Below are 13,095 nucleotides of genomic sequence, written 5' to 3'. Positions count from 1 at the left end.
CTCTAGCGCTGGGACCAGCGCTCGGGCTCCTCCGACTCACCGCGTCCAGTATCGCTACTTCTTGCGCTATAGTTAGCGCTAGAACGACCGCTACCGACTGATGAGGACGAGTTCGATGCCCCAGAACTTCAAGATCGACCAGGCGGCCACCTTCGAGTCGCTGCTCTTCCTGTCCTGCGAGCCCAAGACGGCGTTCGGGGACAACTACCGGCAGGAGACCACCAAGGACGGTCTGCCCAAGTGGCAGTTCCAGCTCGCCGCCCGCTTCCGGCAGTTCGGGCGGGCCACCAACGAGATCATCAACGTGGGGATCGTCGCCGAGCAGGACCCCGGCGAGGACCTCATGCCGGCTACGCCGGTCCAGCTCGTCGGCTTCGAGATCGGCGTGATGGACAAGCGCAACCGAGACGGCGAGCCGGTCGGCGCGCAGGTCTGGTACCGGTGCGAGGAGGTCCGCCCTCTCACCGCCACCGGCCCGGCCCGCTCGGGCAAGCAGCCCGCCAACGCCGGCTCCTCCGCGTCGACCTCCGAGGCGGCCACGTCAGGGGCGACGTCGTGAGCTGGCAGACCCGCGCCGCGTGCCGCGACGCCGACCCCGAGCTGTTCTTTCCGCCCTCCGACGACGACACCAGCGTGATCGTCGCCCGACACCGGATGGCCGTGGCCCCGATCTGCCAGACCTGCCCGGTCGCGACCGAGTGCCTGCGCTGGGCCCTGGACACCGGCCAGGACTACGGCCTCTGGGCCGCCACGACCCCCACCGACCGGCGTGCCATCCGCCGGGCCCGCCTGGCCGGCGTGCCGGACCCGGTCGCCGACTCAGACCCCATGTGCCCGGCCTGCTCGCTGCTGTTCGCCCTCCCGGCGGTCGACGGCGAGCTGTGCCCGACCTGCCGCGAGAGGACCCCCTGATGTCCATCGAACACGTCCCGCCCACCCCCGGGTGGCACCGCAGCGGCCGCGCTCGCGGCCCCGCCGGCTTCCTGTCCCGCCACCGCGCCCGCCGCGCCCAGCGCGACTACGAGGCCTCCGTCGTCGCCTTCGCCCACGCGCTCCGCGGAGAGTTCCGCGAGACCTGCACCGGCCTGCACATCTGCCATTACGTCCAGGTCGCCGCCGGCATCACCGTCCGCACCCCGCGCGTCGGCGAAGTCCGACCCGGCCCGCCGCTGCGCTTCACCGTCGAGCTGCTGCCCGGCCAGGAACCCGGCGACTTCACCGCCAAGCAGAACGGACCCCGCATCGCCCACACCCTCGGCGGACACGGCCTACGCGTCGAACCGCTCGCCGGACGCTGGGTCCGCCTCGTCGTCCTCCAGCACGACCCGCTGCGCGACGGGTTCGGCCTCCCCTCCCTCACCGTCCCGACCGGCGCGGAGCCAGTGATCCTCGGACGCACCGAGGACGGCACCACTCTCGGCCACGCCATCGCCGACCCCGCCCACCTCGGGGTGCAGGGCCAGAACGGCTCGGGCAAGTCCGCGTTCTGCTACGGCCTGCTCTCCCAGCTCGCCGCCGCACCCGACGTCCTCGTGACCGGCTCCGACATCACCGGACTCCTGCTCGGGCGCGCCTGGGACGGCACCGCCCATCGGCCTCACCAGGTTGTCGGCACCCACGACCTCGCCGCGCACGCGGTCCTGCTGGAGGACCTCGTGGCCGAGATGGACCGCCGGCTGGCGGCCATCCCGCCTCGGCGGGACAAGATCGAGCCCATTGCCGAGACACCGACGGTCCTCGTGGTGCTCGAGGAATTCCCCGGACTCTTGCGTGCCGCTGACGCGCTGCCCAAGCCCAAGCGCGGCGAGGGTGTGCCGGTCGGTGACCGCATCCGCACGGCGGTGCTCCGGCTCCTCAGTGAGGGCCGCAAGGCCGCGTTCCGGGTCCTGATGCTCGCCCAGCGGTTCGAGGCGACCGCCGTCGGCGGCGGCTACGCCCGCGACCAGTTCGCCCTCCGGCTGTCGTTCCGCGTCCCCGCGGACTCGCTGGAGATGCTCCACGGCACCGACGCCCGCCCACTGGGCCAGGAGCACGCCAACGCCGACCCCGGCGTCGCCTACCTCTCCGGGCTCGGGCGCGACTGCGAACGCATCCGCGTCCCGTACCTCGGCGACTACGGCGAGTACGTCGACCGCGTCCAGGCCCACGGACGGCGGGCCGAGTCATGAACCTCATCGCCATCGTCATCATCGCCGGCCTCGTCACCGCACTCCTGATCAAGAGCCACCGCGCCGCGCCCGCGCTCGTGTCCGGTGTCTTGACCCTCGTGCTGCTCTTCGCCGCCTTCCCGACCCTCGGCCCGGCGGTGTCGAGCAGCGCCGGCGAGTTCGCCCACCAGCTCGGCGCCGCCACCGACCGCGCCGCCGACGTCCCTGAGGAGCGGCCATGAGCGACCTTGCCCGTCACGTCACCTCCGCCGCGGACGCCGTGACTCAGGCCAACCATGCCACCTTCCGCGGCCTCATTGCTCCGCCCGACGCCTACGACGTCGTCGGCGGCCTCGTCGACCTCGCCCGCCGGCTTCCGCAGCTCACCGACTTCCTCATCCGCTCCATCACCCGGGCCGACCCGGCGGACTACTTCGACGACCGCGACAGCGACGGGGAGCCGGACACCAAGCTCACCCTCACCGTCGCGCTCGCCGGCCTGTTCGGCGCCGGCCACGACCTCACCGAGCTGGCCTTCCACCTCGAACAGACCCACAACGCCCTCGGCCACCTCGGCCGCCACACACCGGAGGACTGACCCATGGACGCACTGCTGTTCACCGCCGAGGAAGCCGCTGAAATCCTCAAGATCAGCCGCTGCAAGGTCTACGACCTGCTCCGGAACCGCGAGCTGCGTTCCATCAAGATCGGTGGCTCGCGGCGCATCCCCCGCACCGCGCTGGAGGAGTACGTCTCCCAGCTGGTCGAAGCGGAAGCGGTCGCGTGATGGCCGGCGACGACCGCGGCCGACGTCGGAAGGTCAACGGCGAGGGAACGATCACCAAGCGCAGTGACGGCCGCTGGACCGGCGCCGCGTACGTCTACACGACCTCGGGGGCGATCCGCCGGAAGTGGGTCTACGGGCGCAGCTTCGAGGAGGTCCGGGGCAAGCTCGACCAGCTCAAGGCCCGGTCCGCCAACGGCGACGCCGCACCGGACGGCTCCACCCCTCTCGGGGACTTTCTGGACGAGTGGCTCAAGGAAGTGGCGATCGAGAAACGGGCCACGACCTGGCAGGGCTACGAGTCGGCGGTCCGGCTGCACATCAAGCCGGCGCTCGGCCGCAAGCGGCTAGAGAAGCTCACCGGCGCGGAGGTCCGCGCGTTCATGGCCGGCCTGCGCGAGAAGTGCCTGTGCTGCGCGAACGGGCGGGACCGACACAAGCCACGCGAAGAGCAGTGCTGCTCGGCCGGCCGCTGCTGCGGCTCGCACCCGTCAGTGCGCCAGCTCCAGTACGTCCACGCGGTGCTGCGCAACGCTCTCGGGCACGCCGAGCGCATGGAGCTGGTCCCGCGCAATGTCGCCAAGCTCGTGAAGGTCAAGACACCGAAGTACAAGATCGGCAAGGGGCTGCCGGTCGCTCAGGCGCGCGCGTTGCTCGCCGCCGCCGAGGACACGCGCTTCTCCGCCGCTTACGTCCTGGCCGCAACGCTGGGCCTGCGCCGCGGTGAGCTGCTCGGGCTGCGCTGGCAGGACGTCGACTTCGAGGCGGCGACGCTCACCGTCGAGCAGACCGTCCAGCGAGTCGGCGACCGACTCATCATCGAGCGGGCCAAGACCGAGGCGTCAGAGGCGACGATCCCGCTGCCGAAGGTGACCCGGAAGGCACTGCTCGCCCATCGCGAACGCCAGGAGGCCGACCGGGCCGAGGCGCGCGAGTGCTGGCAGGACCACGGCCTGGTGTTCGCCACGCAGATCGGGACGCCCATCGAGCCGCGCGCCCTGGATCGGGACTTCTCGCTGCTGCGTGTCCGCGCCGGCCTACCGACGGTCCGTCTCCACGACCTACGCCACACGGTGGTGAGCCTGTTGCTGAGCCTCGGCACTCCCCCGCACGTCGTGCAGGCCATCGCCCGGCACGCGGACATCGACGTGACGATGACCATCTACGCCCACACCAACCTCGACGCCATGCGCCAGGCCCTCGACGCCATCGACTGGGAGGGCGAGTGATGTCCCGTTGTTGTCAGGCTGTTGTCAGGAGGGGGTCAGCGACCGCCCTCGCGACCACGTCATCGCAGGTCATGCACGGTCGGGGTGGCGGGATTCGAACCCACGGCCCCTCGCTCCCAAAGCGAGTGCGCTACCAAGCTGCGCCACACCCCGTGACGGCGAGTCTAGGGGCGAGGCGCGGGGACCGCGGAGGCGCCGCTGCCTCCCGGTCCGGTGTCGCGCCGGACGTCAGTCCAGCCCGCGGACGATGTGGTCGTCCTCCGTGCCCTCGACGCGGTCGACGACCTTCGTGGCGGTGTTCATCTCCGGCTCCCTCCTCGAGTTGCGACTGCTCTCCCCATGGTGGCGAGGAGTAGACACCTACCGTCGCGTACTCGTAGGACGTCACTCTCGGCTGATCGTTCCAGTCGATCGGTCAAGAGGCTCTCCGGATCGTTCAGGAAGCTGCCGGACGCCCGTCGCCCGCCGTTTCCCCGGGGCGCGCCTCGACCCACCGGGCAGGGCGGGGAGGGGTCATCCGCTACGGTGGAACCCGTCGCGGGCGTAGCTCAATGGTAGAGCCCCAGTCTTCCAAACTGGCTACGCGGGTTCGATTCCCGTCGCCCGCTCCACAGCGTTCGTGCAGGTCAGGGGCGCAGCTCTGATCGCCGTGTGGTCACTGGCGCCGGCCAGCCACGATGGACCCATGCCCACGCTCGGATCGTTCGTCCTCGGCACCCCCGACCCGCCGGCGCTCGCCGCCTTCTACCGCGAGCTGCTGGGATGGGTGACGGTCGAGGGCGCCGACGACCCGACGTTCCTCCGGCTGCGCTCCCCCGAGCGCGAGCGCCCGTCGCTCAGCTTCCAGCTCGAGCCCGGGCACGTCGCGCCGACGTGGCCGCCGGTCGAGGGCGAGCAGCGGATGCACGCCCATCTCGACCTGCTCGTCGCCCCCGACTCACTCGGCGCCGAGGTCGCCCGCGCCGAGGGCATCGGCGCCGTCCGCGAGGACCACCAGCCGGCCGAGGGCGTCGTGGTCATGCGCGACCCGCACGGGCACCTGTTCTGCCTCTTCGTCCCGGGCGCGTGACCAGCCCGAGCCCGACGTACATGCCGATCAGCGCGACCGCGAGGCCGGCGACGGCGTGGAGGGTGAGCGCCTCGCCCAGGATCGGGACGGCGGCGAGCGCGGTCACCGCGGGGACGAGGTTGAGCAGCGAGCTCACGTGCACCGTCGAGCGCCACCGCAGCAGCACGAACATCAGCACGAACGCGCCCGCGGAGTTCACGACGCCGAGCCACAGGGCCGCCCACCAGCCGGTGGCGTCGGCGGGCAGCCAGGCCGCGCCGAGGAACGGCATCGCGGCGGCGGTGACGACGAGCGAGGTCCCCATCTGCACCGCGACGCTCGTGGCGACGGGCGTGTCGTCGTTGAACCGCTTCTGGTAGAGCGTCCCGGCGGCCATCGACAGCGCGCCGAGCACCGGCAGCACGATGGTCGAGCCGAGGTCCCCGCCGAGCCGGTCGGACAGGACGATGTAGACGCCGCAGGCCCCGATGATCAGGCCGATCACCGGCGCCGCGCCGAGCCGCGTGGAGAGCACCAGCGGCGTGAGCAGCCCGACCAGCAGCGGCGCCATGCCCAGCACGAGGCTCGTGACGCCGGCCGGGACGCCGGCGGCCAGCCCCGTGTAGCAGAAGGCGAACTGCCCGACCTGCAGCAGCAGCGCCGTCACCACGAGGTGCACCCACGACCGCCCCTGCGGCATCGCCGGCCGCGTGGCCAGCACGGCGACCAGCACTACGACCAGCGCGATGAGGAAGCGCCAGAGCAGCACCGTCGGCACCGCCATGTGCCCGGTGGCGATCTTGCCGGCGATGAACCCGGACGCGTACACGGGTACGAACAGGGCGCTGAGGACCGGGACGAGCCAGGCCCGCGACGGCCCCGCGACGCCGGCGGGCGGCGCGACGGGGCCAGCGCGCCTGTCACGGAGCATGGCCCCCAGTCCATAGCACCGCTAACGACAACGCAAACGGTCTCCGGTCACAACGCTGCGTAGAGCGCCGACTCGAAGTCGCCGTAGAGCTTCCACGCCTCGTGCTCGGAGATGAACGGCAGCGAGTTCGTGTAGATCGACGCGCAGATGCCCGTGGTGCGGTCGACCCAGAAGTGCGTGTTGAGCAGGCCGGCCCACGCGCCGCTCCAGGCCCGGCGGCGCCCGGGGACGTCGTCGGTGTTGAGCAGCAGCCCGTAGCCCCACGTGAAGCCGGGCCCGAGGTGCAGGGTGTCGGTGGTCGCGGGGTCGGCGGACGCGATCTCCTCGGGCAGCGGGATGCCGCCGAGCTGGTCGGAGAACGCGGCGTCCACGGTCTCCTGGCGCAGGATGCGGGCCCCGTCGAGCTCGCCGCCGCGCAGCAGGGCCCGCTCGAAGCGGATGTAGTCGCGGGGCGTCGAGTGCAGGCCGTGCCCGCCGGGCCACCACTCCGGGTAGTCGGGCAGGAAGTTGCCGGCCGACATCCACGCGCCGTCCTCGCCACGCACGTGCACGGGGGTCTTGTTGCCCTGCCGCGCGTCGTCCAGGGCGAACATCGTGTCGTCCATGCCGAGCGGGCCGGTGACGTTCTCCTTGATCACCACGTCGAGCGTGGTGCCGGCGACCGCCTCGACGACCAGCCCGAGCCAGTCGGTGTTGATGCCGTACTCGTAGCGCGACCCCGGGTCGGCGATCATCGGCGCGAACAGGGCGCGCCGGTCGCCGGGCACGACGTTCGGCACGCCCGTGACCTGCTCGTAGCGGCCGATGTCGGCGTTCCAGAACCAGTAGCTCAGCCCCGAGGTGTGGGTGACGAGGTGGCGCACCGTCGCCTTGCGCGCGGGCGCGCGCAGCTTCGGGGTGTCGCCGTCGAAGCCCTCGAGGACCTGGATCTCGGCGAACGACGGGACGTACTCCTCGACCGGCGCGTCGAGGTCCAGCTCGCCGCGTTCCACCTGCTGCAGGGCGGTGGTCGTGGCGACCATCTTGGTCATCGACATGATCCGGAAGTGGGTGCTGCCCGAGACCTGGTCGGGCTCCCCCACCGCGCGGGGGCCCGCGCCGCCCTCGTAGAACACGCCGTCGGCGTCGGCGGCGATGGCCACGACGTGCGGCACGTCCCCGGCGTCGACCGCTCCCTGCAGCACCCCGTCGATCCCGGCGCCGTCGATCGTCCTGCTCATGGTGTGAACCTCCTGGAGTGACCGGCGACACACAGTGTGGTGGGCCGGACACTCCCCCGTCCCCGTCCGACAGGACAGGGCCGCGACCGGGTAGCCCCGCGGGTCCCGCACGCCATAGGAAGGACGAAGACGTTGTCCGAGACCCGCAACGGACCCGAGCTGCACCCGATGACCGAGGAGCTGGCCACTGGCCCGAACTTCGCCTCGGTGTCGACGCTGCTGCCCAGCGGCCGCATCCAGACCCAGATCCTCTGGGTGGGCGTGAAGGACGGCTCCGTGGTGATCAACACCGAGACCCACCGGCAGCGGTTCGAGAACATCGAGAAGGACGCCCGGATCACGGTGCTGATCCGTGACGAGCAGGACCCGTACCGGTACGCGGAGGTCCGCGGCCGGGTGGACCGCACCACCACCGGCTCCGAGGCGCGCGAGCACGTCGACGAGCTCGCGCGGCGCTACACCGGCGGCGACTACCCGCCCGAGGCCATCAAGTCCGAGCGCGTGATCCTCTGGGTGACGCCGGAGCGGCAGACGATCGTCGACCAGAACGTCGACACCAGCGACTGAACCGCCGTCGCGGCGGGCGGGGCGGCCTCGGGCATCATGGCGCCGATGGCCACGGGGACGGCGGACACGACCGCGACACGCGAGCCGGCCCGCCCGCCCGAGCGCCCCGCACCCCGCGGCCGCGTCCTGACCGGGCTCGTCGCCGGCCTGCTGGGGACGGCGCTCGTCGTGCTCGCCACCCGGCTGTTCACCCTCGGCGTCGAGGACAACGGTGACGGCTACCGCCTCTTCTGCGGAGCGGGGCTCACGCCGCTCACCGCGGACGGGTACGCGAGCTGGCGCGGCGGCTGGACCACCGACTTCGCCGTGGGGCCGCCCGCCTGCGACGAACCGGTGCCGTCCTCGGCGCTCCTGCTGGCCCGCGCGACCACGCTCCTCACCCCGGACACGTGGTCGCCGGTCGCGCTGGGGTGGGCGTACGCCCTGCTCGTCGGCCTGGTGGTCGGGCTCGGCGCCTGGGCGGCGTCCGCCGCGGGCCGGCGCCGGGCCCTGGTCGTCGCGATCCCGGTGCTCCCCCTGGCCGCCGCCACGTTCCCGCGCTTCTTCGTCTCCACCTACAGCGAGCCCGCGGGCCTGCTCGGGTGCGTCACCACGGCGGTGGGCGTGGCCGCGCTGCTGGTGACGCGACCGGAGCACCGCGCCGCGCGGGGTGTCGCCCTGGCGCTGACCGCCGTCGGCGGGCTCGTCGCCACCACGGCCAAGGTCGCCTACCTCCCGGTCCTCGGCGCGGCGGTGCTCGCCTGCGCGGTCGTGGCGGTCGGCGTGCGCAGGCCACGGATCGCCGGGCCGGTCGTCGCCCTGGTGACCGCGCTGCTCGCCGTCGCCCCCGTGGCCGCCGCGCTGGAGCGCCAGGAGGAGTTCTACGCGCCGGTCAACGCGCACAACCTCGTCTTCACGACGGTGCTGCTCGAGGTGGGGCCCTCGGCGACCTCGCCGCTGGGCCTGCCGCCCGACGCCGTCGCGCTCACGGGCAACGGCTACTTCAACGGTCCCCCGCGCCCCGACGGCGTCCCCTGGTGGGAGGGCGCGGTCCTCGGCCGGCCGAACGAGACGCGCTCCGCGGCGTGGCTCGTGCTCGCCGAGCACCCCGCGGCGGCCGCGCGCGCCCTGGGTGTGGGGCTCCAGGCCACTACGCTCGCGGACCTGCCCTACCTCGACGCGCTGCCCGCCGCGGCGAGCGCGCCCTCGTCGCCGGACGGGCACCCGGGCTGGTCGGGCGCCCGCCAGCCCGACCTCGCGCAGGTCCTCGCCGACACCCGTCGCCCGCCCTGGCTGCCGACCGCGCTGGTCGTCGGGGCGCTCGCGGCGGCCGCGACCGCGCGGTGGCAGGGCCGCGCCGGGCGCTGGTCGCTCGCGGCCGGGCTCGCCGCCGCCACCGCGCTCGGGCTCGTCGTCGTGGCGGTCGCCGGGGACGGCTACTTCGAGATCTTCAAGCACGTGTGGCTCGCGGCGTACCTCCTGGCGCTGTCCGGGCTCTGCCTGCTGGGCGGGGTGACGACGGCCCTGTTCGCCCGGTGGAGGGCCCGCGGCGGGGAGTAGGAAGGATCCGTGCACGCGTACGGATTCCTCCGGGCCGGCGGCCCCGACCAGCAGGCCTACCTCGACGTCCCGGTGCCGGATCCCGGGCCCGACCAGCTCCTCGTCCGCGTGCGCGCCGCGGGCGTGAACCCGGGCGACTGGCGGCTGCGCAACGGCGAGTACGGACACGAGGGATCGGCGGTGCTCGGGCGCGAGGTCGCCGGCACGGTCGTCGCCGTCGGCGAGGGCGTCACGGGCTTCGGGGCCGGCGACGAGGTGTTCGGCGGCTGCCCCGGCATGGTCGGCGGCTGGGCCGAGCAGGCGCTCGTGACGGCCTCGTTCGCCGCGCACCGCCCCGACGGCGTCTCCGCCCGCGACGCCGCCGCCCTGCCCGTGGCCGCCGGTACCGCCTACGACGCCCTCACGGCCCTGGCGCTGCCCGCGGGCGCCACGCTGCTCGTCAACGGCGCGGGCGGCGGGGTCGGCATCCCGGCGGTGCAGCTCGCGCGGGCGCAGGGGCTGCACGTGATCGGGACCGCGAGCGAGGGCAAGCAGGACCTGCTGGGTGACCTCGGCGCCACCGCCGTCGTCGGGAACCGCGACGTCGCCCACCACGTCCACGCGGTGGCCCCCGACGGCGTCGACGGCGTGTTCGACCTCGTCGGCGGCGACGCCCTGCGCGCGGTCGCCCCGCTCGTCGACCCGTCCCGCCTGTTCTCGGTCGCCGACAAGCCGCTGGTCGCCGGGCTCGGCGGGCGCGACGTCCCCCGCGACCGCAGCACCGCGGTGCTCGACGCCCTCGCCGCGCGGGTCGCCGCCGGGGACCTCGACCCCTGGGTCCGCACCGTCCTGCCGTTCGCGCGGGCCGCCGACGCCCTCGCCGCGGTGGAGGACGGACACGTGCTCGGCAAGGTCGTCATCGCGATGGACGCCTGACCACCGGCCCGAGCAGGAGATGTCACCGACCGCGAACACCACCGGTGGCATTTCACCCGAACGTCGTAGTCATCACTCCGTCGAGCGTCCCTGAGAGCCATCTGCTCAATCTGAATGCTCCGATCGGACCGCCGCTCACCGCCGTCCGTTTGACTGAGCGAGCGTTCAGCGAACGTACCCTCGATGAATCTTGGCTCACCGCCTCGGGAAACTCCTCCTCGCCGCGATCACCGCGGTGGACCGACCGAAGAGGAGATCAGGCATGAAGCGACTGCAGCGGATCGCGGCGGCGACGGCCCTCGCCGGCGCGGGCACCCTCGCCCTGTCCGGCGTGGCGAGCGCGACCGAGTCCCACGGCTCGGACGGCGGTCACGGCCACGGCGACGACCGCGTCGGCCTGGTGTCCGGCGTCGCGCAGGGCGTCGGCGGACTCCTCGGCGGCGTCGGCAGCGCCGCGGGCAGCGTGCTGGGGAGCGACGCTGTCGGCGACGTGGTCGACGGCCTGCTCTGAGCGCACGGCGTCCCGACCCATCGGGGGAGCCGGGACGCCCGCCGACGAGCAGGTGACAGGTGCGGGTCCCGGTGGCGCCGGAATCGCCACCGGGCCCCGCACCCGTCGAGTTTGCAGGACTCCTCGCCCGCGATGACGCTGTGCGGGTGTCGTCCCCCGACGCCCCCCGCTCCGGCTCGCGCGCCGAGGCGAAGGAGCGCACGCACGCCGGGCTGCTCGACGCCGCGGCCACCGTCTTCGCCGAGAAGGGCTACGGCGCCGCGTCGGTCGGGGAGATCGCGCGCACCGCCGGCGTCTCCGTCGGCGCCCTCTACGCGCACTTCCCCAGCAAGCAGGACCTCTTCCTGGCCCTCATGGACCGCCGTCGCGTCGCCGAGATGGGCGCCGCCCGCGACCACCTCGCCGACGGCCTCCCGTCCGCGCTCGAGGCCCTCGACCGGCAGGTCGCCGACACCGCCGACGACGAGCGCGCCGCCCTCCTCGGCGCCGAGGCCTGGCTCTACGCCGTCCGGGACCCCGCTTTCGGCGCCGACCTCGCCGCCCACCAGGAGCGCCTGCGCGCCGACCTCCTGCCGCTGATCCGCACCGAGCGCGACCGCCGCGGGGTGACCTGGACGCTGCGCGACGAGGAGGTCGCCGCGGTCGTGCTCGGGCTGTTCACGGGTCTGGTGCAGCACCGCCGCCTCGCCCGCGACACGGTCCCGGCCGATCTCTACGGCCGCGCGCTGCTCGCGCTGCTCGACGGGCTCGCCGTCCGGGACTAGAGCGGCATCGCGGGTGATGGTGGCGCAGCGCGGGGAGCGGCGGTACCGCTACGGACGCTCCTGGTCGTCGTCGACCGGATCGTCCGCGCGGTCCGTGGACGCCGGCGCCAGCCGCCGCAGCGCGTGGTACCCGACGATCACGACGATCGAGCCCAGCGCGATGCCGGACAGCGACCCGCCGCCGAAGGTCAGCGCCACGTCCCCGATGCCGATGACGATGCCCGCGGCGAGCGGCACGAGGACCTCGGGGCGCGAGAAGTCGACCTTGTTCTCGACCCAGATCCGTGCTCCGAGCAGGCCGATCATCCCGTAGAGCACGACCGTGATGCCGCCGAGCACGCCGCCGGGCGTGGCCGCGACCACCGCGCCGAACTTCGGACAGAAGCCGATGAGGATCGCGACGACCGCCGCGACCCAGTAGGCCGCGGTCGAGTAGACGCGGGTCGCGGCCATGACGCCGATGTTCTCGGCGTAGGTCGTGGTCGGCGAGCCGCCGACGCCGCCCGCCACCGCGGTCGCGATGCCGTCGGCGGCGAGCGCCCGGCCGAGGTAGGGGTCGAGGTCCTCGCGGGTCATGCTGGCGACGCCCTTGACGTGCCCGGTGTTCTCGGCGATCAGCGCGATCGCCACCGGCACGATCAGCAGGATCGCCGACGCGCTGAAGGCGGGCAGGTGCAGCCCGGGCAGTTCCGGCGTGCCGAGCGGCAGGCCGATCCACGGGGCGTCGCCGACCCCGGAGAGGTCGACGCGCGGGTGGGTGGACACGACGCCCGACGCGTCCGGCCCGGTGATCGGGCCCAGCGTCGCGTCGAGCAGCAGCGAGAGCGCGAACCCGACGACGAGCCCGACGAGCACCCCGAGCCGCGAGAGCATGCCGCGCCCGGCCACGGCGGTGAACATGACGACGAGCATCGTGACCAGCGCGACCAGCTCGTCCTGCGGCCAGTAGGTGCCGGCGACGACCGGGGCGAGGTTGAAGCCGATGAGCAGCACCACCGCGCCCGTCACCGCCGGCGGCAGCACGGCGGAGACGAACCGGGACCCGCCGCGGTGGACCGCGAGCCCGACGAGGGCGACCACCACGCCGCACACCGCGATCGCGCCGGTGACCTCGGCGCTCGTGCCCCCGTCCGCCCGGACCGCGGCGACCACGCCGACGAAGGAGGCGCTGGTGCCGAGGTAGCTCGGCACGCGCCCGCGCGTCATCAGCAGGAACAGCATCGTCGCGAGCCCCGAGAGCAGGATCGCGAGGTTCGGGTCCAGGCCCATGAGCACGGGGAAGACGAAGGTCGCCCCGAACATCGCCAGCACGTGCTGGGCGCCGAGCCCCACCGTGCGACCCCACGACAACCGCTCGTCGGGCCGCACGACCTCACCGGGTGCGGGCGCCCGTCCGTCGCCGTGGACCGTCCATCCCTTGAGCACGGACGCAGAGACTAA

General features: G+C 73.4%; 16 protein-coding genes and 2 tRNA genes. 14 read left to right on the top strand and 4 right to left on the bottom strand.

Annotation, left to right across the window (positions count from 1 at the left end; all coding sequences use genetic code 11):
- Positions 1 to 115 precede the first annotated feature (115 nt).
- The 7 genes from WCD58_RS09840 to WCD58_RS09810 are packed head-to-tail and all read left to right on the top strand — an operon-like array spanning position 116 to position 4,160.
- Positions 116 to 559: a hypothetical protein gene (locus WCD58_RS09840; RefSeq protein ID WP_337702154.1), complete on the top strand. Its 444-nt coding sequence runs from the start codon at positions 116 to 118 to the stop codon at positions 557 to 559.
- Positions 556 to 912: a WhiB family transcriptional regulator gene (locus WCD58_RS09835; RefSeq protein WP_337702153.1), complete on the top strand. Its 357-nt coding sequence runs from the start codon at positions 556 to 558 to the stop codon at positions 910 to 912. Before WCD58_RS09840 ends, WCD58_RS09835 begins: the two co-directional genes overlap by 4 nt.
- Complete coding sequence (locus WCD58_RS09830) at positions 912 to 2,168, top strand: hypothetical protein (protein WP_337702151.1); 1,257 nt, start codon at positions 912 to 914, stop codon at positions 2,166 to 2,168. The genes WCD58_RS09835 and WCD58_RS09830 overlap by 1 nt, the downstream gene beginning before the upstream one ends.
- Positions 2,165 to 2,389, top strand: a complete 225-nt coding sequence (locus WCD58_RS09825) for a hypothetical protein (protein WP_337702150.1) — start codon at positions 2,165 to 2,167, stop codon at positions 2,387 to 2,389. Before WCD58_RS09830 ends, WCD58_RS09825 begins: the two co-directional genes overlap by 4 nt.
- Positions 2,386 to 2,745 carry a hypothetical protein gene (locus tag WCD58_RS09820; RefSeq protein ID WP_337702148.1) on the top strand — a complete coding sequence of 120 codons (360 nt, stop codon included), beginning with the start codon at positions 2,386 to 2,388 and terminating at the stop codon, positions 2,743 to 2,745. Before WCD58_RS09825 ends, WCD58_RS09820 begins: the two co-directional genes overlap by 4 nt.
- 3 nt (positions 2,746 to 2,748) lie before the next feature.
- Positions 2,749 to 2,934: a helix-turn-helix domain-containing protein gene (locus tag WCD58_RS09815; protein WP_337702146.1), complete on the top strand. Its 186-nt coding sequence runs from the start codon at positions 2,749 to 2,751 to the stop codon at positions 2,932 to 2,934.
- Entirely contained in the window at positions 2,934 to 4,160 is a 1,227-nt protein-coding gene (locus tag WCD58_RS09810; RefSeq protein WP_337702144.1) for a tyrosine-type recombinase/integrase, read from the top strand. The genes WCD58_RS09815 and WCD58_RS09810 overlap by 1 nt, the downstream gene beginning before the upstream one ends.
- A 79-nt stretch (positions 4,161 to 4,239) precedes the next feature.
- Here the strand turns inward: WCD58_RS09810 and WCD58_RS09805 are convergent.
- A tRNA-Pro gene (locus WCD58_RS09805) sits at positions 4,240 to 4,313 on the bottom strand.
- Between the two features lie 384 nt (positions 4,314 to 4,697).
- On the opposite strand from WCD58_RS09805, the gene WCD58_RS09800 reads away from it, so the two are divergent.
- Both WCD58_RS09800 and WCD58_RS09795 read left to right on the top strand, forming a co-directional pair.
- A tRNA-Gly gene (locus WCD58_RS09800) sits at positions 4,698 to 4,771 on the top strand.
- Positions 4,772 to 4,845: 74 nt separating this feature from the next.
- Positions 4,846 to 5,229 (top strand): VOC family protein, encoded by a 384-nt coding sequence (locus WCD58_RS09795; RefSeq protein WP_337702142.1) that lies wholly within the window; start codon positions 4,846 to 4,848, stop codon positions 5,227 to 5,229.
- Here WCD58_RS09795 and WCD58_RS09790 read toward each other — a convergent pair.
- Together WCD58_RS09790 and WCD58_RS09785 are read right to left on the bottom strand one after the other, a co-directional pair.
- Positions 5,177 to 6,139 (bottom strand): DMT family transporter, encoded by a 963-nt coding sequence (locus tag WCD58_RS09790; protein ID WP_337702140.1) that lies wholly within the window; start codon positions 6,137 to 6,139, stop codon positions 5,177 to 5,179. The genes WCD58_RS09795 and WCD58_RS09790 overlap by 53 nt on opposite strands.
- A gap of 47 nt (positions 6,140 to 6,186) precedes the next feature.
- Complete coding sequence (locus WCD58_RS09785) at positions 6,187 to 7,359, bottom strand: serine hydrolase domain-containing protein (protein WP_337702139.1); 1,173 nt, start codon at positions 7,357 to 7,359, stop codon at positions 6,187 to 6,189.
- Between the two features lie 132 nt (positions 7,360 to 7,491).
- Here WCD58_RS09785 and WCD58_RS09780 point away from each other — a divergent pair, with 132 nt between their 5' ends.
- The 5 genes from WCD58_RS09780 (at position 7,492) to WCD58_RS09760 (ending at position 11,655) form a co-directional block, all read left to right on the top strand.
- Entirely contained in the window at positions 7,492 to 7,926 is a 435-nt protein-coding gene (locus WCD58_RS09780) for a TIGR03618 family F420-dependent PPOX class oxidoreductase (RefSeq protein WP_337702137.1), read from the top strand.
- A gap of 45 nt (positions 7,927 to 7,971) precedes the next feature.
- A complete protein-coding gene (gene wsfD / locus WCD58_RS09775) occupies positions 7,972 to 9,465 on the top strand; it encodes a glycan biosynthesis hexose transferase WsfD (protein ID WP_337702135.1) in 1,494 nt (497 codons plus the stop codon).
- 9 nt (positions 9,466 to 9,474) lie between these two features.
- Positions 9,475 to 10,380, top strand: a complete 906-nt coding sequence (locus WCD58_RS09770) for an NADP-dependent oxidoreductase (protein ID WP_337702133.1) — start codon at positions 9,475 to 9,477, stop codon at positions 10,378 to 10,380.
- 262 nt (positions 10,381 to 10,642) lie between these two features.
- On the top strand, positions 10,643 to 10,891 hold the full coding sequence (locus WCD58_RS09765; RefSeq protein WP_337702131.1) for a hypothetical protein: 249 nt from the start codon (positions 10,643 to 10,645) through the stop codon (positions 10,889 to 10,891).
- Positions 10,892 to 11,037: 146 nt separating this feature from the next.
- Positions 11,038 to 11,655 (top strand): TetR/AcrR family transcriptional regulator, encoded by a 618-nt coding sequence (locus WCD58_RS09760; protein WP_337702129.1) that lies wholly within the window; start codon positions 11,038 to 11,040, stop codon positions 11,653 to 11,655.
- Positions 11,656 to 11,703: 48 nt separating this feature from the next.
- On the opposite strand, the gene WCD58_RS09755 is transcribed toward WCD58_RS09760, so the two are convergent.
- Positions 11,704 to 13,080 (bottom strand): uracil-xanthine permease family protein, encoded by a 1,377-nt coding sequence (locus WCD58_RS09755; RefSeq protein WP_337702126.1) that lies wholly within the window; start codon positions 13,078 to 13,080, stop codon positions 11,704 to 11,706.
- Positions 13,081 to 13,095 lie beyond the last annotated feature (15 nt).

The organism is Actinomycetospora flava (assembly GCF_037400335.1).
GTDB lineage: Bacteria > Actinomycetota > Actinomycetes > Mycobacteriales > Pseudonocardiaceae > Actinomycetospora > Actinomycetospora flava.
The sequence above is the reverse complement of the archived record's forward strand: the minus strand, read 5'-3'. Positions and strand labels throughout refer to the sequence as shown.

What these genes read in the sequence shown, in the direction of transcription:
- WCD58_RS09840 (WP_337702154.1), top strand. Translation starts at nt 116, where the DNA reads ATGCCCCAGAACTTCAAGATCGACCAGGCGGCCACCTTCGAGTCGCTG.
- WCD58_RS09830 (WP_337702151.1), top strand. Translation starts at nt 912, where the DNA reads ATGTCCATCGAACACGTCCCGCCCACCCCCGGGTGGCACCGCAGCGGC.
- WCD58_RS09825 (WP_337702150.1), top strand. Translation starts at nt 2,165, where the DNA reads ATGAACCTCATCGCCATCGTCATCATCGCCGGCCTCGTCACCGCACTC.
- WCD58_RS09820 (WP_337702148.1), top strand. Translation starts at nt 2,386, where the DNA reads ATGAGCGACCTTGCCCGTCACGTCACCTCCGCCGCGGACGCCGTGACT.
- WCD58_RS09815 (WP_337702146.1), top strand. Translation starts at nt 2,749, where the DNA reads ATGGACGCACTGCTGTTCACCGCCGAGGAAGCCGCTGAAATCCTCAAG.
- WCD58_RS09810 (WP_337702144.1), top strand. Translation starts at nt 2,934, where the DNA reads ATGGCCGGCGACGACCGCGGCCGACGTCGGAAGGTCAACGGCGAGGGA.
- WCD58_RS09795 (WP_337702142.1), top strand. Translation starts at nt 4,846, where the DNA reads ATGCCCACGCTCGGATCGTTCGTCCTCGGCACCCCCGACCCGCCGGCG.
- WCD58_RS09790 (WP_337702140.1), bottom strand. Translation starts at nt 6,139, where the DNA reads ATGCTCCGTGACAGGCGCGCTGGCCCCGTCGCGCCGCCCGCCGGCGTC.
- WCD58_RS09785 (WP_337702139.1), bottom strand. Translation starts at nt 7,359, where the DNA reads ATGAGCAGGACGATCGACGGCGCCGGGATCGACGGGGTGCTGCAGGGA.
- wsfD (WP_337702135.1), top strand. Translation starts at nt 7,972, where the DNA reads ATGGCCACGGGGACGGCGGACACGACCGCGACACGCGAGCCGGCCCGC.
- WCD58_RS09765 (WP_337702131.1), top strand. Translation starts at nt 10,643, where the DNA reads ATGAAGCGACTGCAGCGGATCGCGGCGGCGACGGCCCTCGCCGGCGCG.